Origin of the sequence: Methanosarcina sp. (genome assembly GCF_035390745.1) — an archaeon.
Classification (GTDB): Archaea; Halobacteriota; Methanosarcinia; order Methanosarcinales; family Methanosarcinaceae; genus Methanosarcina.
Genome location: NZ_DAOOUJ010000007.1, coordinates 71451 through 96940, shown reverse-complemented (window position 1 = coordinate 96940; position 25490 = coordinate 71451). Strand labels below are relative to the sequence as shown.

22 protein-coding genes and 1 tRNA gene are annotated in these 25490 nt (G+C 43.4%); 12 read left to right on the top strand and 11 right to left on the bottom strand.

Annotation, left to right across the window (positions count from 1 at the left end):
* A tRNA-Val gene (locus tag PLL47_RS03715) sits at window positions 1-74 on the bottom strand.
* A gap of 363 nt (window positions 75-437) precedes the next feature.
* On the opposite strand from PLL47_RS03715, the gene PLL47_RS03710 reads away from it, so the two are divergent.
* Entirely contained in the window at window positions 438-1754 is a 1317-nt protein-coding gene (locus PLL47_RS03710; RefSeq protein WP_324444847.1) for a methanogenesis marker 16 metalloprotein, read from the top strand.
* 197 nt (window positions 1755-1951) lie between these two features.
* On the opposite strand, the gene comE is transcribed toward PLL47_RS03710, so the two are convergent.
* From comE to PLL47_RS03695, 3 genes are all read right to left on the bottom strand, one after another.
* Complete coding sequence (comE, locus tag PLL47_RS03705; protein ID WP_324444846.1) at window positions 1952-3112, bottom strand: sulfopyruvate decarboxylase subunit beta; 1161 nt, start codon at window positions 3110-3112, stop codon at window positions 1952-1954.
* Window positions 3113-3209: 97 nt separating this feature from the next.
* Window positions 3210-4460 carry a cysteate synthase gene (locus tag PLL47_RS03700; RefSeq protein WP_324444854.1) on the bottom strand — a complete coding sequence of 417 codons (1251 nt, stop codon included), beginning with the start codon at window positions 4458-4460 and terminating at the stop codon, window positions 3210-3212.
* Window positions 4461-4741: 281 nt separating this feature from the next.
* Window positions 4742-5200: a hypothetical protein gene (locus PLL47_RS03695; RefSeq protein WP_324444845.1), complete on the bottom strand. Its 459-nt coding sequence runs from the start codon at window positions 5198-5200 to the stop codon at window positions 4742-4744.
* A 168-nt stretch (window positions 5201-5368) separates the two neighbouring features.
* On the opposite strand from PLL47_RS03695, the gene PLL47_RS03690 reads away from it, so the two are divergent.
* Entirely contained in the window at window positions 5369-5578 is a 210-nt protein-coding gene (locus tag PLL47_RS03690) for a zinc ribbon domain-containing protein (RefSeq protein ID WP_324444844.1), read from the top strand.
* A gap of 524 nt (window positions 5579-6102) precedes the next feature.
* A complete protein-coding gene (locus tag PLL47_RS03685; RefSeq protein WP_324444843.1) occupies window positions 6103-6564 on the top strand; it encodes a hypothetical protein in 462 nt (153 codons plus the stop codon).
* An 8-nt stretch (window positions 6565-6572) separates the two neighbouring features.
* Here the strand turns inward: PLL47_RS03685 and PLL47_RS03680 are convergent, their stop codons facing one another.
* Window positions 6573-7337, bottom strand: coding sequence for a tetratricopeptide repeat protein (locus PLL47_RS03680; protein ID WP_324444842.1), 765 nt, complete (start codon window positions 7335-7337; stop codon window positions 6573-6575).
* Window positions 7338-7791: 454 nt separating this feature from the next.
* On the opposite strand from PLL47_RS03680, the gene lonB reads away from it, so the two are divergent.
* From lonB to PLL47_RS03665, 3 genes are read left to right on the top strand one after another with little or no spacing between them, the layout of a single operon-like run.
* Window positions 7792-9861 (top strand): ATP-dependent protease LonB, encoded by a 2070-nt coding sequence (gene lonB / locus PLL47_RS03675; RefSeq protein WP_324444841.1) that lies wholly within the window; start codon window positions 7792-7794, stop codon window positions 9859-9861.
* A gap of 2 nt (window positions 9862-9863) precedes the next feature.
* Window positions 9864-11204 carry a TldD/PmbA family protein gene (locus PLL47_RS03670; RefSeq protein ID WP_324444840.1) on the top strand — a complete coding sequence of 447 codons (1341 nt, stop codon included), beginning with the start codon at window positions 9864-9866 and terminating at the stop codon, window positions 11202-11204.
* A 2-nt stretch (window positions 11205-11206) separates the two neighbouring features.
* A complete protein-coding gene (locus PLL47_RS03665; RefSeq protein WP_324444839.1) occupies window positions 11207-12517 on the top strand; it encodes a TldD/PmbA family protein in 1311 nt (436 codons plus the stop codon).
* Window positions 12518-12850: 333 nt separating this feature from the next.
* Here the strand turns inward: PLL47_RS03665 and PLL47_RS03660 are convergent, their stop codons facing one another.
* From PLL47_RS03660 to cooS, 5 genes are all read right to left on the bottom strand, one after another.
* Window positions 12851-13306: a universal stress protein gene (locus PLL47_RS03660; RefSeq protein ID WP_324444838.1), complete on the bottom strand. Its 456-nt coding sequence runs from the start codon at window positions 13304-13306 to the stop codon at window positions 12851-12853.
* Window positions 13307-14201: 895 nt separating this feature from the next.
* On the bottom strand, window positions 14202-15140 hold the full coding sequence (locus PLL47_RS03655) for a nucleoside recognition domain-containing protein (RefSeq protein WP_324444837.1): 939 nt from the start codon (window positions 15138-15140) through the stop codon (window positions 14202-14204).
* 75 nt (window positions 15141-15215) lie between these two features.
* Window positions 15216-15674: a universal stress protein gene (locus PLL47_RS03650; protein ID WP_324444836.1), complete on the bottom strand. Its 459-nt coding sequence runs from the start codon at window positions 15672-15674 to the stop codon at window positions 15216-15218.
* A gap of 295 nt (window positions 15675-15969) precedes the next feature.
* The gene (locus tag PLL47_RS03645) at window positions 15970-16512 is read right to left on the bottom strand and encodes a 4Fe-4S dicluster domain-containing protein (protein WP_324444835.1); all 543 of its coding nucleotides are present in this window, start codon (window positions 16510-16512) and stop codon (window positions 15970-15972) included.
* Window positions 16513-16527: 15 nt separating this feature from the next.
* Window positions 16528-18402 (bottom strand): anaerobic carbon-monoxide dehydrogenase catalytic subunit, encoded by a 1875-nt coding sequence (gene cooS, locus PLL47_RS03640; RefSeq protein WP_324444834.1) that lies wholly within the window; start codon window positions 18400-18402, stop codon window positions 16528-16530.
* A 696-nt stretch (window positions 18403-19098) separates the two neighbouring features.
* Here cooS and PLL47_RS03635 point away from each other — a divergent pair.
* The 6 genes from PLL47_RS03635 (at window position 19099) to PLL47_RS03610 (ending at window position 23891) form a co-directional block, all read left to right on the top strand.
* The gene (locus PLL47_RS03635; protein ID WP_324444833.1) at window positions 19099-19281 is read left to right on the top strand and encodes a methytransferase partner Trm112; all 183 of its coding nucleotides are present in this window, start codon (window positions 19099-19101) and stop codon (window positions 19279-19281) included.
* Window positions 19282-19295: 14 nt separating this feature from the next.
* Window positions 19296-20054: a DUF7524 family protein gene (locus tag PLL47_RS03630; protein ID WP_324444832.1), complete on the top strand. Its 759-nt coding sequence runs from the start codon at window positions 19296-19298 to the stop codon at window positions 20052-20054.
* Window positions 20055-20487: 433 nt separating this feature from the next.
* Window positions 20488-22092: a glutamine hydrolyzing CTP synthase gene (gene pyrG, locus PLL47_RS03625; RefSeq protein ID WP_324444831.1), complete on the top strand. Its 1605-nt coding sequence runs from the start codon at window positions 20488-20490 to the stop codon at window positions 22090-22092.
* Between the two features lie 297 nt (window positions 22093-22389).
* Window positions 22390-22524: a hypothetical protein gene (locus tag PLL47_RS03620; RefSeq protein WP_324444830.1), complete on the top strand. Its 135-nt coding sequence runs from the start codon at window positions 22390-22392 to the stop codon at window positions 22522-22524.
* Between the two features lie 327 nt (window positions 22525-22851).
* Complete coding sequence (locus tag PLL47_RS03615; protein ID WP_324444829.1) at window positions 22852-22989, top strand: hypothetical protein; 138 nt, start codon at window positions 22852-22854, stop codon at window positions 22987-22989.
* A gap of 317 nt (window positions 22990-23306) precedes the next feature.
* A complete protein-coding gene (locus tag PLL47_RS03610) occupies window positions 23307-23891 on the top strand; it encodes a DUF4013 domain-containing protein (protein ID WP_324444828.1) in 585 nt (194 codons plus the stop codon).
* Between the two features lie 231 nt (window positions 23892-24122).
* Here PLL47_RS03610 and truD read toward each other — a convergent pair whose 3' ends face one another.
* On the bottom strand, window positions 24123-25439 hold the full coding sequence (gene truD / locus PLL47_RS03605) for a tRNA pseudouridine(13) synthase TruD (protein WP_324444827.1): 1317 nt from the start codon (window positions 25437-25439) through the stop codon (window positions 24123-24125).
* Window positions 25440-25490: the final 51 nt, after the last annotated feature.

The following is a 25490-nucleotide window of genomic DNA, read 5'->3' as shown; positions in this document are numbered from 1 at the left end:
TGGGCCCGCTGAGATTCGAACTCAGGACCTCCGCCATGTCAAGGCGACGTCATAACCGTCTAGACCACGAGCCCTCTATAATGTGTATTGCTTCCGTTTCTCGCACGGAAGTGCAACACCATAGTACGCATCATCATTTATATAAGTTTTGGGTGGTTCGGGCTTTTTCTACTCGAATCAGTTCTCAGATAATCAAAATTTTTATGAATTCCTTAAAATATTTTTGTCTTGACTCCGATCTACCGTTTAATAATTGTAGATAATTGCAGTATGCTTTTCCTGTGCTGATTTCTTTAAATATCTCAATGTCCTTTTCTCTCTTCCAGTTCTTTTCTCAGTATATTACTTATGTGAGTTGTGCAGGTTTATTATGCTATTAAGCTGGAAAACCTTTCTTCTAAAATAGAATGAACATAATATTTTCCGCTGAGGGTAACATGAACGGAGCATCAGATTATACTGAAAAACGCAGGACTATCCCGGAAATTCAGGCAAAAATTGATGCCGGAGATGCTGTGGTCCTTACGGCTGAGGAAATCGCCTCAAAGATGAGAACAGGGGAGGAAATAGGGCTTGAAGATGTCGATGTAGTAACTACCGCAACCCGCGGGATCATGAGCGGAACCTATGCAGTTTTTTCGTTCAAAGTCTCCGAACCCGACTCTTTTATAAAGGCTTCTGAAGTTTTGATGAATGGGGTGCCGGCGGTTGTTGGTCCCTGCCCCAACGAGAGGCTTGGAATCCTGGACCTTATCGTACTCGGGACAGCTCATAGCATATCAGATCTCCGCTATGGAGGCGGGCATCTTTTCAGGGACATGGTGGAAGGAAAAAATGTTACTGTTGATGTAACCACAAACGAAGGCAACCGCTTCTCAGTGGAGACCTGCCTTTCCGAAATCCCATTTGCACGTCTTTATGCAACCAGGCATGCCTTCAAAAATTACCGGGCTTTCGTAAACCCCGGAAAAGAGCCTATCAAAACTATTTTCCATGCACTTCCTTTTGAAGGCGGGTTCAGGGAGATGACTTTCTGCGGCTGCGGGGAGTTGAACCCCCTCGAAAATGACCCCAAACTAGAGACAATAGGAATCGGGACAAGGGTTCTTATCAACGGAGCCGAAGGGTTTGTTACGGGTCAGGGCACCCGCAGCGTTCCGGATAACCCCAACCTCACAGGCTTTGCAGACCTTCATGATATGGTCCCCGAATACATGGGAGGCTTTGTAACTTCGGCAGGTCCTGAAATCATCAACACATGGGCTGTCCCTATCCCCGTCCTCAATGAAGGTATGCTGGAAAATATCCTAAAGCTGGACAGTCAGATTCCCCTCAAGCTGGTTGACCTTGCAGGCAGAATTCCCCTCTGTGAAATAACTTATGGGGACGTCTGGGATAATACAGATCTAAACGTGAAGTATGTGCCAGAAAAATGCATTAACTGCAAAGTCTGCTCCGTAGCCGAGGCATGTCCTATGGGTGCCGTGAGTAAAGGAGAAAACGGAGCTGTACACGACCCTGAACTTTGCTTTAACTGCGGGCTCTGTATATCAAGGTGCAGAGGAGAAGCCTTCAGCGCAAACCTGGGTACTGTTCGATGTGAAACCGGAGGCTGCCTCAGAGATATCAAAGTAACCCTGCGCCAGTCGGACCGTACGAGGGCAGTAAAAGCCGCACAGGAACTCAAAGCAAAGATACTCGAAGGAAAATTCAGGCTCAAAGAACCTGTGGAAAGGATAAGCTGGAGAGAATAAGGATCAAGTGGGTAAAGTTTGAGAATAAAGCCAGGTTGAAATTAAGTGTAAAAAAATTAAAGGATTCACTTTAAAAAAACCGAAAGTGGCAAACAAAGGCGGGCACAACAAAAACATTGTTTCCCGTTTATTTGCCTCTATTTTCAGTTATAACTCAAATCATTACTTCAGCAATGAGGTTCTTTTTTCATTTAATTTTATTTCAGGGCTTTTGCTTCCAGTGCTTCTTTGAAGCGTTTTGTGGCTTCTTCCGGGCTCATGGGAATATTCGGGGCGTTTGTGTTTCCCGGCTTCAGGATCACATGGATCAGGGCAAGTTCTTTCATAGCTCTAAACTTCCTGAAAGCCTCTATCAGCCCTTCCCTGCTATTTACTTTGGCTGTGTTAGGAATCCCACAGGCATTTGCAAAGATTTCGAGATCAATATACCTGAGGGCGCAGGTTTCCTGAGAGCCTGTAGACCCGTAGGCACCGTTGTCAAGGGCAATAATGATCAGGTTTTTTGGGGCTTCTTTTGCAATCTCAAGGAGAGCATTAGGATTCATAAGAAGGCTCCCGTCCCCGTCAAAAACAACAACTGTCTTTTCGGAGCGAAGAGCAATGCCCATGCCTATAGAAGATACAAGCCCCATTGAGCCGAACATATAGAAATTAAGTGCTCTATCCCTGCAGGCATAAAGTTCCTTGCAGGGGACCCCGAGGTTTGTTACGGTAATTTCCTCTTCAAGTTCAGAGGCTACTGCGCATATTGCATCGTTTCTGAGCATGACCGGCCTGAGAGTCTCTCTTGTGAGGGAAAAACTGCAAGTCCTTTCCATTACCTCCGGTTTTTCGGGCATACCTGCGTCCTGCCAGGCACAGCAGTCCGAAGCTTCCCAGACTTTTGGAGAGATCAGAGCGATGTGAGGCCTGGAATTTTCAAAGGAGTCAAGGATTACATCTTCAATCAGGGAAAGTTTTTCAGCCTCATCAATTACTGTGTATGCAAGGCCTGCACCTTCCAGAATAGCAGGGAGATGAATTCCCAGAGGAACCTGGGCTTCAATTGCCTCTTTGTATACACCGCGCCAGCTCGTCAGAACAGGCAGGGGTATTTTACAGGTTACATTCAGGGATTCAAGAGCATTGATCATATTCCCGAGCCCTGTGCTCTGAATCAGCATCAAGGGCTTCCCGCCTGCAAGGTAGAACCCGGCGCAGATCCCCACTCCGTTTTCTTCCCTTGTCAGCTTGATTTCTGGAAAATTTTTCGAGACCAGGGGGAGCAGATTTTTGATCCTGTCACAGGGCAGGGTTGCTACAAGGTCAATACCTGCTTTTTTCATGATTGCTATTACTTCTTCTTCCGGGTTTGCCATGCATGTACCTCTTGCTATGCATATATCTTTGTTTCTCTTTTTCTTACAGGTTACTGTTATGGTTTACTCGATTTTGGACCCTGAAGACGATGGTAATTCAAATCTTCAGTTCCTCAAGTGGAACATCAGAACTGCTGACAGTAACAGATGGTTTAACCTGGAAGAGCTTGAAATCTTTTTTCAGCCGCTCAAAACCCCCGCCTGCAATGTTCAGGAGAACAACATCATCTATTCCAACATTTCCGGCTTCTACAGCTTTTAAGAGAGAAGAAGCTGCAACTGCCGAAGGCGGCAGGATATCTATTCCTTCAAGGGACTCAAAGAGGGCTTTTGCTTCAAGAGCTTCTTCTCTGGTTACTGCATACATTATCCCGTCCGTATCAGCAAGCGCATCATAGAGCCCTCCAGTTACGGAATAGGGCGGCGCCCTGTTGGTAAGCACAGTTGCATATGTTTCTTCTATCTGCTTCTTTGCGTCCTTCATGTCAATATCAGGGATGATCTGTCTTCTTCCTGCTTTCCATGCATTGTACATGGGAACGAAGGGGAGGTTCTGAGCAAGCTGGAGCTTTGGAAGCTTTGAGCCAAAACGCCCGTCAGCCCTGAGCCGCAGTGAAGCTTCCCATGCTGACATCCCTCCTGTACCGCTGCCGACTGCCTGGAAGTAGTGGTCAGGCATTTTTCCAATGGTCACGGCTGCGTCCAGCATCACAGTGCCCATTCCTTCCCTTCTGGCAACATTCCTGGCTCCTCCTTCGGGGACTATGCCAGGAAGTTTTGCAAGCCTGCCTGCAAGGTTGATAGCATCGGTGTAATCATTACCCGGAGTCATGCTGATAAGATGAATAGAATCCGTCGGTTTTTCGGGCAGCCATATGCTTGAAACTCCTGAATCCGGAACTACTATATAAGCATCCGTGCCTGTAAGAGCCGAAGCGTATGCAAAAGCCCTTCCAGTATTGCCTGCAGAGGCAAGAACTATGGCTTTTCCGCCGGACTCTTTGAGAAGCTGCATGGTCGGGTGGGCTTCGAGTTCTTTGAAGCTGCAGGTTTTAATAAAAGCCCCTCTTTCTGGCCAGTATCCGCTGAACCCTATGTACAGGTTCGAAAGCCCGAGTTCCTTTGCAAGGGCTTCGCTTTTGTACGTGATGGGTCCTGCTTCTGTGGTAAGCTCTTCCTGAACCGGAAGCCAGGAATGAAATCTTCCAATTCCGGGCTGATTTCTAAGCTCAAGCTTTTTTTCGAAGTATTCCGCCCGTAAAAGGGAGTCGTCATTCTCACAGGTTAGCCTGTATTCCTGACCGTATTCCCTTCCGCATTTCAGACATTTTAATGTGAATCTTCCCATTGCTATCAAAGAAAATTGGGTTTCTTTTGCTAAATATATATTCCTGAAATTCCTGCTTAATGTCCTTTTTATGCCATTAATCATAGAAAATGTCTTATTTGGGATAATGGGCTGTACAGGGTGGAAGAATATTCCGAACAGCAATTTAATAATATTTATATAGTTGTAATAGGTGATATGATTTTGAACAGGAATAGTAACAGAGACAAAGCGTAAAAAGTGCGAAAGAAGGCACAGGGAAACAGCTAAGAACTCTATTGAAAATCTAAGATTAAACTTTTTTAACTATAGAATATGTCTGGAGTAGCCTTAGCGTGTTCTATATTTTGCCTTGTCCTGTCAGGGTAAACAAGTGTGAGCAGGTCTGGCTGCATTCCTAACTCTCTCGAGTCATGAAGATAATATTCGTCGTTTTGTCTGGAAATGTCATTTACGTGGATTAAAGCACTGGATCTCCCTATCCTGCGGACCTCAATGTTTTCAAAATCAAAGAATATATCCTCTATTTTGGGTTCAAGGTGTTTGCTCCCGAACATAAACATATAAACCTGGGCAAAGGGACTTAGGTGGTATTGTATCTGGATGTCTGCATCCGTCTTATTAAATTCGATAACCATACTGTCAATATGGATATATTTTCCTTCCCTGAACTGCTCAGTATTAACTCCTGGTGAGACTTTTGCAGCCATTAAAGCAGCCGAGATTATCAGGGCGATTGTAATTATAGCTTTTATTTTCATGTTTCAACGCTGTATTGTTCTTCTTTTCTAATATATTTATTTCTACAGGGCTCGGCTCCTTATTAAGGGATTTCTCCTGAACCTGTTAGTTCTGCAATAACATTAAATAGCGTAAAAGTAAAGCTATTCTATCCTTTAAACTATTAAAAATAAGAGTGAGGCTGAAAAATGAGCAAAAATATTAACTTCGTCTGCCCCAAATGCGGAAACAACTCATACGATGTCGGCGAGATCCGCACTACAGGCGGCTTCCTCAGCAAACTTCTTGATGTCCAGAACAAAAAATTCACCCACGTCACCTGCAAACGCTGCAAATATACCGAATTCTACCAGGCTGACAGCAGCATGCTTGGGAACCTTTTCGACCTGTTTACATAAAACCAGCGAATAAGGGATTTTTCAGTGCCCGAGTTCCGCCACCCGAGTTCCGCCTCGGGAGGGCGGTGTCCTTTTCACTCGCTTCGCTCGCTCAAGAGGACTTATTTATGGGTCAGTTAATGAATTCTAGCAAAGATCTGCGCTCAAGAGGACTGAATTACTAATAATCTGACCCATGCACCCATATTCGCAACAATGGGTCGTTATCTTCGTAATATTGGAGGTAAATATTTCTTTATTATTGAAGCATTGCTTTCAAGAAGTTGTTTTAGCGATTCTCCTTCACATGCTCCTATTTTTTGAAGAATTTCGATGAATCTCTGAGCCTCATAATTACTTTTTCTTCTTCGATGAGTCTTACAAATTTTGCCATAGATCACTTTTTTCTTCTGCCCTCTTTCCCCACCTCCTTATATATTATTAAAAGCTTAAATATAGATATTGAGGTTTAATATCTTTCTTAAGCGCACGTTTTCTGGACATTTTGCTGCTTATCTACATTAAAATAAGGTAGAGTAAAATGTATGCAGATAGGGAGGTCAGTATGGACCGGGAAACAGGGAGAGATAAAAAGAATAAAAGTTCTGATAGGGGGTAAAAGCAGGGCTGCCAGAAAAAGCAAATCTAAAAAGTTATTTGTTATATTCGCTGGCATCTTGCTTGCAACTGTTCTTTTCTACACCCTTTATATAGGTCAGCTTCTCTGGGGAATAGTTATTGACATTCTGATCCTCAGGCTTTACTTCCTCATGCAGCAGGAGCAGAATTACTTCAGGGAATGCAGCTTGAATGAGGATGAAGCCGGAATTCCTCACGATCCCGGCATGAGACGGAAGATCAGGCTGGTAAATGCCCTGGTTATCATATTTGCGCTCGGGCTTATCGTCTACTCATACTACATTTCACAACTTCTCTGGGGAATTGTAGTAGGGCTGATGATCCTGCTCTATGTTCATATGCTGCTGTTTTTCGGGAAAAACCTGTGACAGCGTTCTCAAAGCCCTTCAAGCCTTTCCCTTGTCAGGGCGATGGCTTCTTTAATCTTTTCATTTTCAGGCTGCTGAACAAGCAGATTTTCCTGCATTTCCAGAGCTTTTTCAAGGTTCTCTTTTGCAGTTCCTGAGTTTTCGGGTTTCTGTTTTTTAAGGCAGCTTCCTAACTGGCTTAGTGCTACCGAGAGTTCTGCCTGGTAACCGAGGTTGTCTGGCTTCTCTTTATAAAGTTTTTCATATATTTCAACTGCTTCTCTCAGGACTTCACAGGCTTTATCGAGAGAGCCGGTTTGTACGAGCAATTCACCGTAATTGTTCAGGTTTTCTCCGGCATAAGATCGGAAAACAGCATTTTCGGGGTCCTTTGTGTTCAGATCAGAATAGATTTTACGTGCACGGGAATAATATTCGTCAGCCTTATCCATTTCTCCTTTCTTTTTTAGGAGATTTCCCGTGTTGCTGAGGGTCGTGCCCATGTAATGCTGGTAATCAACATTTCCCGGGTCGGTTTTCAGGAGCTCTGAACCTGCTTCAAGGGCTTTTTCATAAGTTTCAAGAGCCTGATCATATTCTTTTGCTGAGTAGAGGATACCCCCACGGGTAAAGAGAATATAGTAGAGGGCATCTGTTGACTTCGACTGCCTTGCAGACTTTTCAGCTTTATCCAGGGTTTCGAGAGCTTTATCCAGCTTTCCTTTTTTGATCTGGCTTACAGCACTGTGAATCTGCTTTAGAAGGATAAGATTTTTTACTTTGTTTCTGGGCATGAAGAAAAATCCCCTCTGTTTTTTTAAATAGCTGTCGATATCAATTCACAGGCATCGGACAAAGCTTTTAACATAAAGTCCCGGGCAGGTTGATGTTTAACTTTATATAGGGGATGTGGTATAGGTATGTAAAAAATATCCTGTAAATTCTCCTTTATTCATTTAATAATTAATTTTCTAATTAAGTTTTAAGAACAAATATTAGCCAGCAAATAGTATATAATGAAAGGCTTCTATATACAGTATATACAGTGGTAGGTTAATTTTATATACGGTAAGTTTATATAATTAGCCGAAGTATGGATGGGGTTACAGTAACATCAGGAGTCTGTTATTGTAACAGCCGCTTTTACCCGTTATTCTATCATAAGTTCATTATTTTTTCAAAAGCGTCAAGTATTTAATCTCGATCAGATAACGTCTATCAAATAACGTTCGAATATGTGAGCTAACCATGGTATATAATAATAATCAGAACATAGACGGATCTTCAGAGAATATGGACAGGCAAACCCATGAAGCAGGTGAGTTTGTTCCGAAAGTAGATCTGTCTGCGGCCGACCAGACGAAGGATGAGCCTGCCAAGGTCACGGCCGAGTCTGAGTTACATGAAGATATAGACGAAGATGTTGACATCGGCTTCCATTTTGAAGACACTTCTAACATAGAGGTTCCCAAGCTCCTCATTGATCAGGTGCTGGGACAGGAACATGCAGTGGAAGTCGTAAGAAAGGCAGCCAGCCAGAGACGTCACATCATGATGATAGGGACTCCAGGTACAGGGAAGTCCCTGCTCGCAAAGGCAATGGCAGAACTTCTTCCTAAAGAAGAGCTTAAGGATATCCTTGTATATCCCAACCTTGAGGATCTTAACAATCCCAAGATAAGAGAGGTTCCGGCAGGAAAGGGCAGAGAAATTGTCATGGCTCACAAGATGGAGGCAAGAAAGAAAGCCCAGGCCCGGAACATGCTTATGATGCTCTTTGTTGTGGGTATTATCATCTATTCTTACTTCGTCTCCCAGCTGCTCTGGGGTATTATTGCAGGCATAATGATTCTCATGTTAACCCGCCAGTTCCTTCCCAAAGAGGAAATGATGATCCCCAAAATGGCGGTTTCGAATTATGACAAGGAACACGCACCCTACATCGATGCAACCGGAGCTCACGCAGGAGCCCTGCTCGGGGATGTAAGGCACGACCCCTTCCAGTCCGGAGGGCTTGAAACTCCTGCCCACGACAGGGTAGAAGCCGGAGACATCCACAAAGCCCACAAAGGAGTGCTTTTCATTGATGAAATCAACACTCTCAGGCTTGAGTCTCAGCAGAGCCTTCTGACTGCGCTTCAGGAAAAGGAGTACCCGATTACCGGGCAGTCCGAAAGAAGTTCCGGAGCTCTTGTTAAGACCGAACCTGTACCCTGCGACTTTATCATGGTCTCTGCAGGGAACCTGGATGCAGTGCAGAAAATGCACCCTGCGCTCAGGTCAAGGATAAAAGGTTACGGGTACGAGGTCTACATGCGTGATTCCATGGAAGACACTCCTGAGAACCGGAAGAAACTGGTCCGTTTCGTTGCCCAGGAAGTTGTCAGAGACGGGCATATCCCCCACTTTGACGAAGGAGCTGTAGAAGAAGTAATCAGGGAAGCCAGAAGGCGTGCAGGCAGGAAAGGCCACCTTACCCTTAAACTACGCGACCTTGGAGGGCTTGTGCGTGTAGCAGGTGACATTGCCCACTCCGAAGGGGCTCCGCTTACAACTTCCGAACATGTACTTGCAGCAAAGAGGATCGCAAGGTCCATAGAACAGCAGCTTGCAGACAGCTACCTTGAACAGCGCAAGGAATACGAGTCCTTCCTGAGGAAAGGTTCTGCTGTTGGAAGGGTCAACGGACTTGCAGTCATGGGCGGAGATTCTGGAATCGTACTTCCAATCGTATCCGAAGTCACACCCTCACTCTCTGGTGCGGAAGGGCGGATTATTGCAACAGGTAAACTCAAGACCATTGCGAAAGAAGCTGTGCAGAACGTATCTGCAGTTATCAAGAATATGACAGGCACGGATATTTCACGCCACGATGTCCACATCCAGTTCGTAGGGACATATGAAGGTGTGGAAGGAGACAGTGCATCTGTTTCCATAGCAACTGCAGTAATTTCTGCCATTGAAAAAATACCTGTGGATCAGACTGTTGCAATGACTGGCTCTCTTTCTGTAAGGGGCGATGTCCTGCCTGTTGGCGGAGTCACCTACAAGATCGAGGCAGCAGCCCAGGCCGGCATGAAGAAAGTCATTATACCCAAAGCCAATGAGGCAGATGTCCTTATTGAAAAGGCATACAGGGAAAAGATCCAGATCATTCCTGTTTCCTCCATAGCCGAAGTAATGGAACACAGCCTTGTGGGCCCAAGGAAGAATACTATTATTGAAAAACTCAAAAATATTACAAAACTAAGTTTCGACATTCCGGAAGTATCACCCGCTTCCGTACAGGCCATTAACCTCTTCGGGTGCAGGAACTGATCATGAATAGTATTATGCAGGACATTAAATTTTATGACTGCAGGGTGATAGAAGGCAGTTCCACTTCTGTCGTCCTGGATAACGGAAAGATTGAAGAAATATCCAGAAACTTCACAAAGGGGGCCGGAATAAGGGCCCTCTGCGGGGGTTCCTGGGGCTATACGGCTGTTGAAGGAGATATTAACCTTAAACGTGGGGTCGGTGCTGCCTCAAAACTTGCTTTTTCTATGAATGCGAGCACCCCCAAAGAAGAGGTCGAACTTGCAGCCATAAGTTCTCCTGAAGTAAAGGACCTTCCTGAAATCAAAATCGATCCGAGAGATATTGCAATTGAAGAAAAAGTAGACCTTTTGAAGAGCATTGAAGAGCACGCAAAGATTGAAGGTGTTCACAGTACAAAGGTAATGTACCTTGAGTCTGAGTTTAAAGTCGAGTACCAGAACTCCGAAGGCCTGGAATGTGAATATGAACTTTTAAATGTCGGTTTTGCAGTTTCTGCCGTTGCTTCGGAAAACGGCGTCTATCAGGCAGGCAGAGAAAGCCGTTTCGGATATGGCTATGAGCTTTTTGAGAAAGAAAATGTCCTTGAACTCGCCGGAAAAGCAGGAAAGACCGCACTGGAGCTTTTAAAAGCCAAAACCCCTAAAGGAGGAGAAATGCCTGTAGTGCTGGATCAGGAGCTTGCAGGCGTATTTGCCCATGAAGCCGTAGGACATGCTTCGGAAGCCGACCTTGTCCTTGAAGGGGACTCTATTCTTGAAAACAGGATAGGTGAACAGATCGCATCCCCGCTTATTACAATTATTGATGACCCAACACTTCACGAGTTCGGCTACTATCCCTTCGACGCCGAAGGTTCCGAATCGAAAAGAACAGAGATAATAAAGGAAGGAATTTTTAACTCTTATCTTCATTCACGGGAAACCGCAGCCAAACTCGGCGGAACTCCTGGAAACTGCAGGGCTCAGGGCTATTCCATGCCTGTTGTCAGGATGAGCAATACCTTCATTGACAACGGTGACTCCAGATTTGAAGAGATGCTTGCGGAAGTCAAAAACGGCATGTACCTCATAGGGTCAAGAGGCGGGCAGGTAAACACCGGAGAAGGTATCTTTCAGTTCAATGCTGAAAAAGGATACGTTATAAAGAACGGAGAACTTACCGGGCTCGTAAGGGACGTTTCTCTTTCTGGAAAGACTCTTGAGATCCTTAACCACGTAACTCTTGTTGGTAATGACCTGAAAATGACTGCTGGAAGGTGCGGTAAAGCCGGGCAGCTTGTGCCTGTTTCTGATGGGTCTCCGCATATTGCCATCTCAAAAGCTCTTGTAGGAGGTGCCTGAAGGTGTACGAGCTAGCAAAAAAAGCCCTGAAAATGGCAGAACAGGCAGGAGCCGAAGAAGCTGAAATCTATTACGTTGCAAGCCGCTCTACAGGCGTCAATTTCAAAAAGGATGCTCTTGAGAATGCCAGGGACCGTTTTTCTGAAGGGCTGGGAATCCGTGCCGTTGTAAACGGAGCAGTGGGTTTTTCCAGTACCAATTCTGCAGCAGAAATCGAGAATGCTGTAAAGGTTGCAGTTGCAGAAGCCCGTGTTCGGGGAAACGATCCTGATTGGGTTTCGCTTCCTTCCAATGGAAAATACCCTCAGGTCTCAGGTATTTTCGACAAAAAGGTTGAGGATCTTGAACTTGAGGAATGCATCAACTATGCCGTAGAACTTGTTGAAGGCACAAAAGAGATTCCAGGTACGCTTCCTACTTCGGGCGGCTTTACCCGTTCAAAGAGCAAGAGGCTTATCCTGAACACAAACGGGATAGAGATTGAAGAAGAATCCACAGCGGTCTCAGGTTTTGTCGATGTAATAACCGTAAATGGAGATACCTCTACAGCTTATGACTTTGCTGTTTCACGATCTCTTGACATTGACTTTTTTGCTCTCGGAAAGAATGCTTCCGACCTTGCCCTGAAATCCAGGGGCGGAATAAAAATCGAGCCGCAGAAAACCGATGTTATCTTCCATCCTTTCGCTTTCTCTGATATTATCGAAGAAGCCTTTGCTCCTTCGATTGATGCTGACAATGTGCAAAAAGGGCGGTCAGGACTGATAGATAAGATCGGAGAGGAAATTACAGTTCCGGATCTGTGCATTTACGACGACGGGCTGGTTGAAGCAGGCATAGAGACCTCTGCTTCGGATGATGAAGGTGTTCCTTCTCAGCACACCACGGTTATTGAAAATGGTGTGCTTCAAACATACCTCTATGACAGCTACACTGCAGGGAAAGCCGGTGTGAAAAGTACAGGAAACGGCTCGAGGTCATCCTATACTAGCCCTCCCTCAGTAGGGCTCAGGAACTTCGTTATCGATTACCCTCAGGATGATATTATTGCAAATACTTCCTCAGGGATTTTCGTAAACACTATTATCGGTGCCCATACTGCAAACTCGATTTCCGGAGACTTTTCCGTAGAGGCCAGAAATGCCTTTACAATCAAAGACGGAGCCCTTGATAAGCCGGTAAAATCTCTCATGATTTCGGGCAATGCTTTCGAACTCCTTAAAAACATCACAGGCGCAGGCTTTGATGTCAGGAAAGTAGGGGGCATAATCACGCCATCAATCCGGGTTTCCGGTATGAGTGTAATTGGATGAAATATGGCTGTTAATTTCTGAGCCACCGAAGCCATTTTTTGCTCCATAGGCTCAGATCCCAGGAAATCAACCTCGGAGTAAGCTCTGAGGTCCACTTTTTTTAATCCCTGAATTTGGCTAGTGTCTATGATACAATCAGCTCTTCTGCAGCCGAAGAAATAAACTCAATATATTGAAAGAAGTCAAAAAAATTAAAAATAGAGTTTTGATCTAAGGATAATTTATCTAAGGATAATTTATTTGTCGTTATCCTTACAGGTTTTCTGGTTGCTTTTGCTTCCCAGTTTCCTTGTTTCTTATATCTCCATTCTTCGTTTTGCTGGCTTGTGTTATTTATTCCTGTTCCGGGGATTCTCCTCTTACCACGAGTACAGGCGTTTTTGAATGCCTCACCACGTTTTCCGCTACGCTTCCCAGGAGGAACCTGTCGAGTCCTGTTTTTCCGAGCGTTCCCATCACTATCATTTCAATGCCCTGCTGTTCAGCAAATTCTACAATTTTATCTGCGGGGTGCCCCTGAAGGATTACAGGCTCCACGACCACTCCGGCAGGTTTTGCTTCTTCTTCTACAAAACGTGTAGCTGTCTTTCCTTCACTCATGAAGTGTTCCATGGCAGCTTTTTCCCAGCCAAAGTCTCTTGGTGAACGGGTTGTTGGGACTACAACATATACAGCATAAAGCTTAGCTCCGCTGAGCCTGGAAATTTCAATCGCAGTTTCCACTGCTTTTTTTACCAGTTCAGAACCATCGGTTGCAACCATTATTTTTTTAAAAGTTTCCTCTCTCATGCCATATCCCTCTCTTATATACTTCTGTCAGCCTGTAATCACTTCAGTTTTCTGAATAATGCCTCTGACAGATCTTCCTTTTCTTATCGGCACATATGTGCCTGCAGTGTATATTTGCTCCATATTATAATATAGTAATTATTGTTTAAATTTCTTTTTCGCATTATCTTAAAAGATTGAATATTCCCATGTTGTCAGATAAAAAAAGGTAAATATCAATTAAAAAGGTAAATATCAGCTGGACTAATAGAACTCCCGAAGCTAATTTCAACTTGTTTTTATTTTTCTCTTTGTATATTTATTCCAGGAAGGCAATGACATTCCTACTCATACATACTCATTATCTGTTAAACTGGGCATATAAGGAAAGAAATGTTTAAAATTTAATATTTTTTCTTTTTTTCTTTCACAAAAAGGTATTGGGCTTATCATCCGGCAAAAAGTTTATATATTGCTTAATCATCTGTTGAGCTTGTGAACGGGTAAAGCTCAAAATCAAATATTATTGCTCATAATTAAATCCAACATATTTTAACCTCCTCCAGAAACCCCCGTTCACTAATTTGCTCTTAATATCTTTTTTAAGTTTATACAACTAAACTTTAGTTCTTTGTTATCTATTTCTCTTTCCTTCTAAACCATCTTTTAATATTTATTTAAACACTTTTCTATAGTGAAGCTTTGCTCAGGAAAATACTTACCCGGTATAAGCTGCCCATACTACCCCAAAAAACTCAATTTGTTTTTGAATTCCATGGATTTCATGTCCCATTAAGATCCTGTTAAAAAAAAAGCTGTCCTGGAAATCAGAATAAAGGCGGAAAATATACTTCACCTGAAAATATTCATTCCTTTTTTCTTCCTGACAGAGTTCCTGTTATTCCAGATAGGTGTTTCAAGAAACCATGCTGAGCAGTATTAACAGGATTACAAGCCTCACAAGTATGCTTATTGCCGTAGAATATGCAACAATCTGGACTCCAAGGCGTGTCCCGAAAATAGCCACTTTTCTTGGAAGCTGGCTGCGGACGGCAAAAATCGGGAGCATAAACATACTGCCCAGCATAAGCACGATCATTGCCTGTATTTCTGTTATCTCTCCTGAATGGATCATGGGTCCCATGAGTGAAATCCCAAGAATAGGGCTTGCTACGTAGCTTGTAAGCGGGACAATTGTTTCCGGAGGTATACTGAATATTTCTGCAAGGGGAAGCACACTGAATATTTCAAAAGCCCCCTGTTCCTGAAGAATGAATATGACTGTGGTTGCTACAAGGTAGACCCCTGCAATCTTCAAGAAAAGCCTTAACTCTTTTTTGAACGCACGCTCAAATGCCTTCTTTAGAGGTACTTTTTCTTTACTCCGGGTTTCAGGGGCTTTACAGGAGTTGCCTTCAAGAAAAATCTTGCTTGCAACTGCAATAAGCAGGATCTTGAACACAGCGGTTACCACAAAAACAAGAGAGTAAAACCCTCCCACTACAGGTCCGAGTGCAGGAAGCACTATAGGAATCTGATAGGTGAATAGTTCACGAAAATAGGCAGGTGTCGCATTCATCATTGAACAGAGAAGGACTTCCCTGTCGTTAATGCAGCTTTCTTTTTTTGCCTGAAGAAGCATACTGTTTGCAGCATCTGCAGACCCCAGTGCCACAACAAAAGATGATGCACATGTCTCTGGAAGGTTCGTATAGGCAAAAACAGGGCTTACAAGTTTTGAGAATTTCTGCATCAGACCGAGTTCCATAAGCACGCTGGTGCCTACAAGACCTGCAAAAATCATTATAAGTACCGGAAGCGCAAAATCCAGTACATTGAGGAAGAGTCCTATCATTGAAAGGTATTTGGGCTGGGCAGGTAAATCAATCTATCCCGAAAAAATCCGGAACTCCTGCCCGAAAAAACTTCATTACTCAGTTTCGGATCCCCTTACAACCAGTACAGCTTTTCTGGAGTGCCTTACCACATTCTGAGCCACGCTTCCAAGCAAAAATTTCTGGATTCCTGTCTTTCCAAGCGTTCCCATTACGATAAGGTCGATATCGTTTTTTTCTGCAAAACCGACAATTTCGTTTGCAGGGCTACCTTCCAGAAGAACGGATTCCACTTCGACATTTGCGGCTTTTCCGACGGTTTCTACATAAGCTGTCGCTTCTCTTCCTTCAGCACTGAGGTGCTCTTTCATTGCTTTTTCCCATCCTACGTCCTTGGGGCCAATCGTACGCCCTCCTCCGGTAGTGACGACATATACGGCATAAAGTTTTGCTCCGCTCAGCCTTGCAACTTCAACAGCAGTATCAACCGCTTTTTTGACCAGTTCCGAGCCATCAGTTGCAACCATTATTTTCCTGTAAAGATTACTGTTCATACCTGACTCCCTGTCTTCTTTTTTAGTTCTTTATATTAATATCGCAATAATCCTTTATATAGTCTCATTCAGGAAGTAAACTGTCTAAAGGCAACCGTTTTCCTGTTTGAATTATCCTGCAAAGAAGAAAAGACAGAAGCAAAGTTCTGAGGGCAGCGACAGAAAGCCCTTATATTTAATCCGGGCCTGTAAAACCTTTATCAAGCTACTGTTTATCTGTCCTGAATTTAAGCGTGGACAAACCCTGCTGCTGCAGCAGGGTCTATCAGCATGTTTTTTATTCATGCTGCAGGTTTCAGGAAAAACTGAACGCATTTGTTCCCTGCTGTCTCTTTATTTCCATGAATACGAGAGCATGTGTGGGACAGGCCTCCACGCAGGCTGGAAGTTCCCTGCCTTCACATAAATCACATCTTCTAGAAGTATCCTCTTCAGTCCACCTGTTAATTATTTCGCGGTTGGAGGACATGGAAGATGTCCAGCACCCGGAAACAAGAATCAACTGGTAAAGTGAAGAAAAACGGGTGCAGACCATAGAACATTTCCAGCAGTCCACGCAGCGCTCAATATTGTGATTCACAGTGCCGGTATCCTCATCCATGGAAAGGGCTTTTGCAGGGCAAACAGAGACACAGGGAGCATCATCGCAGTGGCGGCAGGTGATAGGCACGGCAGCTCCAAGGGCAGGCATGTACTCTACATAAATGCGTTTTTTAGGGGCTGTCTCTTCTCCCAGAGCCGAAAAAAGATTTCTGCTCTTTGAATGGGAAACCGCGCAGGCAACTTCACAGGAGCGGCAGCCCATGCAGCGTTCTGGCAGGATAATCACTTCTTTCATTACGAATTTCCCCCCTTAATTCAAGCCCAGCGCTTTTCTTTTTCCTTCAATGTGTTCAAGCATCAGGTTTGCGGCTTTGAAGGGGTCAGGCTCAACAGCAAAACTCGCGCCGACCACACCATCCAGCCCTTTTGTCAGAAGAGCCGTAACTGCCTGGCTCCCAAGGACAGGCGGAACAGTACCGAGTACGGTAAACACTCCTGATGAAACAACGTAAGCTCCTATGCTCACTGCTTTTTCACTCATCCACTCCGGGGCTGCACCGGCAGCAGGCAGGCTGCTTATGTCCACTCCCAGTCGGTTTGCAATTGCCGAGGCAAGCACGAGGATGCGGCTGATGTCTACACAGGAACCCATGTGCAGGACAGGGGGAATGCCAAGGGCTTCGCAGACACCTTTAAGTCCGTCTCCTGCCAGAGCAGCAGCTTCAGGCACAAGGAGCCCTGCTTCGGCACAGGCAATAGCATTGCATCCTGTGGTCACCACAAGGACATTATTTTTGATAAGCTCCTTCACGAGGTTCACGTGCCCGTAATTATGCTGGACTTTTACATTGTTGCATCCGACAACTGCTCCTATCCCTTTTACTGCACCTCCAGCAATAGCATTAATAAGGGGGTCGGGGCTTCCTCCAAGAGCTTTAAGGATTGCTTCCGCACTGAAACCTACCATGCAGTCCTGTTTTTCTGCCGGGATATTTACCTTTTCGAGGTTCCTGTTAGGGAAGTTTTCTACAGCGGTTCTTACAATCTCTTTTGCGGTATCATAAGCCTTCTCTTCATGGAATTCCATTCTCAAGGCTCCTGGAAAATCGGCTTTTGGAGATGTGGATATGAATTTCGTATGATAGCAGCCCGCAAGTCCCCCAAGTGACGGCATGACGCACTGGACGTCCACTACCATAGCTTCTACGGCTCCCGTAATCACTGCTAGTTCCTGCTGAAGGAAGGTGCCTGCAATGGGAGTCCCGTGCCGCATCAGGGTTTCATTTCCTGTACAGCAAATTCCGGCAACGTTGATGCCTGAGGCTCCTTTTTTCTTTGCAAGTTCAAGAAGTTCGGGGTCTTCTGCAGCTTCCACTATCATTTCCGAAAGGATTGGCTCATGCCCGTGGACGATTACGTTTACTTTATCATGAGAGAGAACGCCAAGGTTTACAGTGCTTTTCTTTGGTTCCGGGGTACCGAAGAGAATATCCTGGACATCGGTTGCAATCATGGAACCTCCCCATCCGTCTGAAAGCCCTGTACGCAGCCCCTGGAGTAGAATATGGGTTGCATTGTTGTCCACTCCCATATGGGTTCTGTGCATACATTCTACAATTTCCCGGTCAATTCCTCTGGGCTCTATCCCGAGCTCTGACCAGAGCTTCAGTCTTGATTCAGGTGCCCTTTTTGTGCATAAAAGAGGCCCGTTCTGTTTTCCAAACTCCATCAGCAGTACATTTGCAAGTTCTGCTGCCAGTTCTTCACGTCTCTTTCCTTCTGCAGAAATCCCGTATTCTGAGGCAAGGGAGAAAAGTTTTGCTTCGTCTTTTATTCCGTAGCTTCCGGCTTCTCCTTCGCTCATCTTCTTAAAGGTTAATACCGCATCCCTTGCGTGGTCGGAATGCGCGGCTGCCCCTGCTGCAATCATTCTTAAAAGATTCCGGGCAACGATGATATCTGCCGTAGCGCCGCATATCCCTTTCTCAGCTCCTTCTCCGAAGGGATCTATCCTGCAGGGTCCCATGTTGCAATTCCTGCAGCAAATCCCTAATTGCCCAAAACTGCACTGAGGCAGCTGCTGTTCATACCTGTCCCATGCAGTTTCTATTCCTTCATTTTCTGCTTTATTCAGCATGCTCTGGCTTGCAGGGTCAATGCTTTTCTCGAGTGCCGTTAATTTCATCTCTATCCCACACTTTTATTTTTATTTTTCAGAAACTGTTCGGAATTCCAGTTCTTGCTCCTGTTTTAAGGAGTATCTCTAAAGCCCAAAAGTTTGCAACAAACTGAGTTAACGTTATTTTGTTCTGAGGCTCAACCTGTCCAGTTTAATAAATTATTAAGGATATCAACTTCTATTCTTTTATATACTTTTTTTAAAAAAGCAACGTGTTAATATATATATGAAGTTATTACTCCTTTCAAAAATCAAAAACCCAACTCATAAATAGGCTATAAAATGATAAGTTAGCGTAAGTACTTAGATTAGATTAAAATATAAAGATGAATTGAAGAAAGATCTATTGAATACATTATGTGCCTGACACAACACATATCAAAGGTTACAAATAAGAGAAATCAGTGGAGTAAATATATCCCGTTGATCATGAATTTTCCGCTGTCTGAGAATAAAAACATCAGATGATAATATATCAAGGACAGGGAAATTAGATACTTGAATGAGTATGAGATCTAAAAAGATATAAATGAATGGCTCTGGCAAGTATATTAGAATCAGATGTAAATAGCAGGGTCAGTTTCTCATATCTAAGTTGAAGAATCATAAATAAGCAGGAAAGTATGAATATGCTTTACTATCCCTGCAAAAAACAAACTTTGTCTCCCCCTATCGCAAAAGTGGCTTTGATGGTGAATTTTTGTGAAAAAAGATCTTATGGATATCCTGGCCTGCCCTGTGTGTAAGGGCGACCTGGTTTTGAACGTTGTCGAAGAAAATGAAGTAGAGGTCATATCCGGAACCCTTTATTGCCCTGTCTGTAAAGAGCATTACCCCATAGACGAGGGGATTCCGAACTTGCTTCCTGCAGACCTCAGGAACTGATGTGAGGGTTGAACTTGGAGCAGATATTTCAGAATGTTATTATCAATCGGCAGGAAATAAACTCAATTGAGTTCGAAAAAGAAAGTATTGAAATTTCTCTTTATCCAGGCGGAGAGCAGACCTTTGAAATCCTTATTACAAACTACGGGTCTCCAACGCATATTCACCTCTCCGTCAGTGATGAACTGAAAGGTCAGATCACATTTTTGCGGGACAACCCCTATGTGCTCCAGAAAGAGTATGTTTCCGCAGTTGCAAGAATCCCGCAGGAAGGCAGGGTGCTTACAAAGGGTCAGATCTTTATTACTGCAGGTTACGGGTCAAAGAAAAAAGGTTTTCCGGTACAGCTTGGAAAGGTAGAGGCAAAGCCACAGGAATCCCAAAAAGATGAATCCAGTAAATGGGAAGAAGAAACTGAAGAATTAAGTCCCTCGCGGCCTTTCGTAGCAGAGCCAGCTAAAAAGGTCTCTCGCCCCCGGACATCAGGCGGAAGAGGATTTGGCGGGATCTCAACTTCAGTCTTCAAGAATTTAAGTGGAGGATTCTCAGCTTCCTCGGGAAAAAGGACCCGAAAAGGTAGAGTGGAGGATGAAAAGCTTCCTTTGACCCTTGCCCTGGGAGGATTTTTACTTCTCGTATCCTCATTCTTCCTGTATTTCATGCTGCCGGATAGTGTCCATTTCAATGTAAGTTTTACTCAGGCCCTTTTATTCTCAATCCTGTTTGTAATCTGTACGACCTACATCCTGCTGAAATTTATGGACGAAATTTAAGGAGCTGGAAAACCTGGCTTACATTCCGCTTTCAGTCCAGCTGAGGCAAATTCGGCTGAAGTATAACGCCGACTGAAATAAAATTTTTAATTAAGCAAAAGCCACCAGACAATTGAGATCTTCAGCTGAATTCTCCTGTCTGAGTCTTTTGTTTATTCTTTAATCCTTTTTATCCCTTCAAGTTTTCAAGTTCTTTTAATTCTGGTTTCGAGTTTTTTGAAAACATGTCTCAGTTTTAGTTCGTGACCTGAGTTCAGTCTATTTTTGGATTAGAGAGGATTTTTTATATCATGAAGATATTGGTATTGTGTTCGTACGCAAAATTGAGTCAGAAATTTGTTCAAATTACTCCTCTGAGTACTCTTTACTCTGAAATTTACAGGATTATCCTGGTCCAGGATCCTATCAGAAAAATTATCGAGGAAGCTTACCCATGAAGTACATCATAGTTACCGGTGGGGTGATGAGCGGGCTTGGGAAAGGCATCACCATCGCATCCATCGGCAGAAACCTGAAAAATAAAGGTTATAAAGTTACGGCTATCAAGATCGACCCTTACATCAATATTGATGCAGGCACCATGAGCCCTTACCAGCACGGGGAAGTCTTTGTTCTCAGGGACGGAGGTGAAGTTGACCTGGATCTTGGGAACTATGAGAGGTTCCTTGATACGGAACTTACCAGAGATCATAACCTCACTACAGGCAAGGTTTACCAAGAAGTAATCGCCAAGGAAAGAAGAGGAGATTACCTCGGAAAGACAGTTCAGATCATTCCCCATATTACAAATGAGATCAAGAACAAAATAAGAAAGGTTGCAGCAAGGAGTGGGGCTGACATCTGTCTTATTGAGATCGGAGGGACTGTAGGAGACATTGAGAGCATGCCTTTCCTTGAGGCTGTCCGCCAGATGCACAGGGAAGAGCCCTCCGAGAATATTGTCTTTATCCATGTGACTCTTGTAATGGAAGACCTGCAGGGCGAGCAGAAAACCAAGCCATCCCAGCACTCTGTAAAAGAACTTCGGGCACTTGGTCTGAGCCCTGAAGTGATAGTTACAAGATCAAAGACTCCCCTTCAGGAAAGCGCCAAGGAAAAAATCGCCTTATTCTGTGATGTACCCCAGGAACTGGTTATAAGTGCTCACGATGCAGAAGATATTTATGAAGTTCCTCTTGAGATCGAGGAGCAGGGACTTACCACTCAGCTTATGAAGCACCTGAAGCTGGAGTCCTGTGTTGAGGACAGCAGATGGAGGGAAATGGTTGCAAGGATGAAGTCAACAAAAGATGAAGTCAGACTGGCGATTGTAGGCAAATATACAAACCTTGAAGATTCCTATCTCAGCATCCTTGAGGCTGTCAAGCACGGCGGGATTGATAATGGGTGCAAAGTTGAAGTCAATATGGTCGAGGCCGAGACTCTTGAAGAAAACCCTTCAGAAGTCGAGAACCTCAGACAGTTTGACGGAATCCTGATCCCTGGAGGCTTTGGGGGGCGAGGGACTGAAGGAAAGATGCTTGCAATCAAATTTGCCAGGGAAAATGATATTCCTTTCCTTGGAATCTGCCTGGGTATGCAGCTTGCGGTAATTGAGTTTGCAAGAAATGTGGTGAAACTTGAAAAAGCAAACAGCACAGAGTTTGATGAAGATACTCCTTACCCTGTAATTGATATCCTTCCGGAGCAGACCGGAGTTGCAGATATGGGTGGCACCATGCGCCTTGGAGACTACGAAGCTATTCTTAAAGAGGGTTCCCTTGCTACAAAACTCTACGGAACCAATTACATTGTTGAACGCCACCGCCACAGATATGAAGTAAATCCAGAGTTCGTTGACAGGCTCGAGTCTTTCGGCATGGTCTTTTCCGGTAAAAACAAAAATAGAATGGAGATTGCCGAAATTCCTGGCAAGCGTTTCTTCTTTGCTTCTCAATTCCACCCGGAGTTCAGGTCAAGACCTGGAAGGCCTTCTCCTCCATTCAAGGGCTTCGTAAGGGCAATGTGTAAATACAGGAAGGAAAGAGAAGGCCAGTAAAGGACAGTAATCTGTTAGAGTGATTGCAGGAAATCCTTTTTAATTCTTTTTTCTTCAGTCCTCTTTTTTTAAGTCTTTATTCTTTGAATAAAGTTCTTTTATAAAGTCGTTTCTGTCCTGTACATATAGTAGTGTCCTCTGAATATTATAATAGTCGAAATTTCCCCTCGCGGGAAACTGATAAATAGTTTTAAAAATGAAAATAATGGATTAATATGATATCTGTTGAGGTACTATACTTTCATTTGTACCTATACGGATATTTTTACTTCACTAAATTCTATGAAGGTATATACCATGGCAATGTCTAAAAAAGATATGGAGAAAAAAAAGAGCGCTAAGAAAGAAAAGATGCAGGAGCTGGAAAAACTGGCCTCCGCAGGCAGCAAGGACGCAAAGAAGAAACTTGCAAAGGAAATGAAGAAAAAATAACCTTTGATATTTTCTTCTTTTTGTTTTATATGGAGAGAAGTTCCGGGACTTATATATTCTGTTCCGGAAATTTCTTCTCAATCAGATAATTATTCTTCTCAATCAGATATCATTAAAGAACCTTTCATACAGGCTTTTTTGATTCATTTGAATTCTTAAAACCTCTAAACATTTTGCATATATTTTTTTCTAAGACTTTTCTTTCGGGTCGAAATTATTAAATATTTTAGACACTTAATGTATGGACTTGCAGTAGTATCTACTCAAGTTTACACTGCGAAATACTATGAAGAGGTTGTATCAGCAATCTCTTTGAAGGGTCGTCATATGGTAATGGATAAGAAAGATATGGAAATGATTTCTAACTCTAAGGCTCGCAAGGAAATGGAAAAACTGCAGAAGAAAGCTTCTTCAGGCGATAAAGCAGCAAAGAAGATGCTCGAAAAAGAGAAAAAGAGAAAATAAACGGTAAGTTTTTCCTTTCAATAGTTGATGAGAAGATCTGGAGGGGTTAGAAAAAACCCTTATCTCAATATTTCCATTTCAAAAGTCAAATCAAGTGGTTTAAATTTATCTGTTTATAAACAGGCTTATGAAGTTCTAAGATTCATTTTTTCTTTATGTACACTTTTATTTTCGTTCATTTTTAATTACTGATCATAAATCATTGCCTTGTTTTTTAGATTCAGATTTTCTTTATAAATTTATTTCCTAATTTTAATTCATATCTTCAACTTTATTTTTAAAAAGTTTTATATACTTAAAAAATAGCATTACATCTGGTGATTATTATAGAAACTATCAGTTTTTCAGAAGCTTTCAAATATCCTTTTAAAACGCCAGCAAGACTCCTTTATGCACTTTTGTTAATTGTTCCAATTGTAGGATGGCTTGCACTTTTCGGTTATGGTGCAAGGCTTGTTAATGAGTTTATTGAAGGTCGGTATGAAGGGCCAATAAAACTGGATTTTATGGAAGACCTGAAACTTGGGTTCATGCTTTTCCTGAGAGCTCTTCCCTTTTACATAGTATATGTGATTATATTGTTTGCTGCAACCTATGTCAGTGAAGCTTTCGGAAACCTTGTCAGCCTGCTGTTAGGATTCTTTGTGATCCCCATGCTTGCTGTTAATTTCTTCAGAAAGCAGACAATTGAGTCTTTCTTTGAGTTTGGTGTCCTGAATGTTGTCAAGGAAAATATTGGAGAATATATCATCACAGTGCTGAAACAGTACGCTCTTATTATCATATTCATGGTTCTCTCAATTGTACTCGTGGGCATACCTGCAATGATTTTCACAAATTCAATATTCATTGCAAACATGTACGGAAGACTGGTGGAAAGGAGAACCGACTCCGGGTTGTAAAATTCCAGAGCAATATCAAAAGTTTAATCGTAAGTTTCCGGCCAGATTTTCTGGACTGGACACTTTTATCTTTATCGGCACTTTATAATTGAAAATGCCCTGTCATTACTTTTACTTAGAACGTTAATAACCCTGGGTTCGAGAAGTAAAGTATTTTGCGCACCAAAGACTTGTAAAAGCGGTCTGAATTTTTCTTTTTCTACAGTCCTGGCTTTTTAAGCTTTCAGCTTTTCAGCTCATCTGCAAAGGGTCTACCTTCATATACTCTCGGAGTACGGTTGTAGCATAACTTCCCTTTGGCAGCATGAATTCAAGAACAGCCTTTGATTTTCCCGGATTCAGCTCATCCTCACTAACCTCAAACTTCGGTTCAACCTGAAGGAGAACTTCCCTTCGTGTACCTTTCGAACTCATTTCCGGGAATTCTTCCACATTAAAGCCTTCGAGGGAGACTCCAAGTTCTTTAAGAACTCCGTTTTCTATTTCTCCCGGAACTCCTGATGCGAATTCAGTACTGAAACCCGGAAGAGGGGCAGTTATGAAAGCTCTGCCGTGCTTTATCAGGCGGTTCATGGCAGTTACGGTCTCAGAGGTGACTTTTTCAGTTTTTGAAGAATCAGGAAGGCCGGCTTCATTTCTGAAACAAACAATATCGCCTTCAACTGCCTTATTCAATGGTATGCCGGCTTCTATCCTGCGGCAGAGGATCATGTTATAAATGTAGGACTGGTACCCGTGCACGAACATCCTGTAGAGGTTCTGCGGAAGCACACGGAATGTTCCGGCATAGTCTTCAGGGTTTGCTATCAAATGGTTCATCATAGCTCTTTCGTGTCCCAGGCGAAGGGGATAGGTTTTAAGACCTTCTTTGAAGTCCCGGGTCTCTTTGACATACTGGCGGGCTTTTTTTGTTTCCTCTGGTTCATCCGGGAAAGGTTCGGCAATATAAAGGAGGGCTGCTTTTTCAAAGTTTCCTTCTACAATGGCTTTTCCTACCAGATGAGTAACAGGGCGGACAGAGCCGAAGCGCTGGATTCCGAAAAAATTGGGAACTCCTCCCTGAGCAAGAATTTCTTCAGTTGTCTTTCTGAGAAGAGCCTCTGTCTCTTCGGGAGAATTCTCAATATTTCTTACTGTAATAATGAAATCATTTCCCCACAGGTCTCCGAGTTCTACGGACTTTCGTGAGCGTCCCAGCACTTTCAGCTCTATGTCTTTTAGGTGGATTTTCTCAATTTCGGACGCATCGGTATCATATATGCTTATCTTCTGGGTGGTGAGTGCTCTTTTGTCCTTTGTGCCTGCAACGCTGATTCTTTTCTGGCTTACCTGCAGGATTCTTGCGAGGGTCCGGGTAAAGTGGTGTGTGTCCCAGTCTCGTTTTATAAGTTCAAGGATAAGGTATTTACCTTCCTGTCCTTCTTCCCTATTTGTTATCTCTTTTACAATGAAATCCTCTATTTCCTGGCGGAGCTGGCCCCCAAGACCTCCAGTATCAGTAGAGTAAAGATTAATTCCTATCTGTTTTTCAATTTCTGGAACTTCCATAAGTTGTAAACACTCCTTTAATTAACTGAATTACTTTAATAAATTGAATAA

Excerpts from the sequence above, each read along its gene's own strand:
- lonB (WP_324444841.1), top strand. The coding sequence starts at position 7,792 with ATGGTATATAATAATAATCAGAACATAGACGGATCTTCAGAGAATATG.
- pyrG (WP_324444831.1), top strand. The coding sequence starts at position 20,488 with ATGAAGTACATCATAGTTACCGGTGGGGTGATGAGCGGGCTTGGGAAA.
- PLL47_RS03620 (WP_324444830.1), top strand. The coding sequence starts at position 22,390 with ATGGCAATGTCTAAAAAAGATATGGAGAAAAAAAAGAGCGCTAAGAAA.
- PLL47_RS03690 (WP_324444844.1), top strand. The coding sequence starts at position 5,369 with ATGAGCAAAAATATTAACTTCGTCTGCCCCAAATGCGGAAACAACTCA.
- PLL47_RS03710 (WP_324444847.1), top strand. The coding sequence starts at position 438 with ATGAACGGAGCATCAGATTATACTGAAAAACGCAGGACTATCCCGGAA.
- cooS (WP_324444834.1), bottom strand. The coding sequence starts at position 18,402 with ATGAAATTAACGGCACTCGAGAAAAGCATTGACCCTGCAAGCCAGAGC.
- PLL47_RS03695 (WP_324444845.1), bottom strand. The coding sequence starts at position 5,200 with ATGAAAATAAAAGCTATAATTACAATCGCCCTGATAATCTCGGCTGCT.
- truD (WP_324444827.1), bottom strand. The coding sequence starts at position 25,439 with ATGGAAGTTCCAGAAATTGAAAAACAGATAGGAATTAATCTTTACTCT.
- PLL47_RS03680 (WP_324444842.1), bottom strand. The coding sequence starts at position 7,337 with ATGCCCAGAAACAAAGTAAAAAATCTTATCCTTCTAAAGCAGATTCAC.
- PLL47_RS03670 (WP_324444840.1), top strand. The coding sequence starts at position 9,864 with ATGAATAGTATTATGCAGGACATTAAATTTTATGACTGCAGGGTGATA.
- PLL47_RS03615 (WP_324444829.1), top strand. The coding sequence starts at position 22,852 with ATGGTAATGGATAAGAAAGATATGGAAATGATTTCTAACTCTAAGGCT.
- PLL47_RS03655 (WP_324444837.1), bottom strand. The coding sequence starts at position 15,140 with ATGATAGGACTCTTCCTCAATGTACTGGATTTTGCGCTTCCGGTACTT.
- PLL47_RS03700 (WP_324444854.1), bottom strand. The coding sequence starts at position 4,460 with ATGGGAAGATTCACATTAAAATGTCTGAAATGCGGAAGGGAATACGGT.
- comE (WP_324444846.1), bottom strand. The coding sequence starts at position 3,112 with ATGGCAAACCCGGAAGAAGAAGTAATAGCAATCATGAAAAAAGCAGGT.
- PLL47_RS03650 (WP_324444836.1), bottom strand. The coding sequence starts at position 15,674 with ATGAACAGTAATCTTTACAGGAAAATAATGGTTGCAACTGATGGCTCG.
- PLL47_RS03645 (WP_324444835.1), bottom strand. The coding sequence starts at position 16,512 with ATGAAAGAAGTGATTATCCTGCCAGAACGCTGCATGGGCTGCCGCTCC.
- PLL47_RS03660 (WP_324444838.1), bottom strand. The coding sequence starts at position 13,306 with ATGAGAGAGGAAACTTTTAAAAAAATAATGGTTGCAACCGATGGTTCT.
- PLL47_RS03685 (WP_324444843.1), top strand. The coding sequence starts at position 6,103 with ATGCAGATAGGGAGGTCAGTATGGACCGGGAAACAGGGAGAGATAAAA.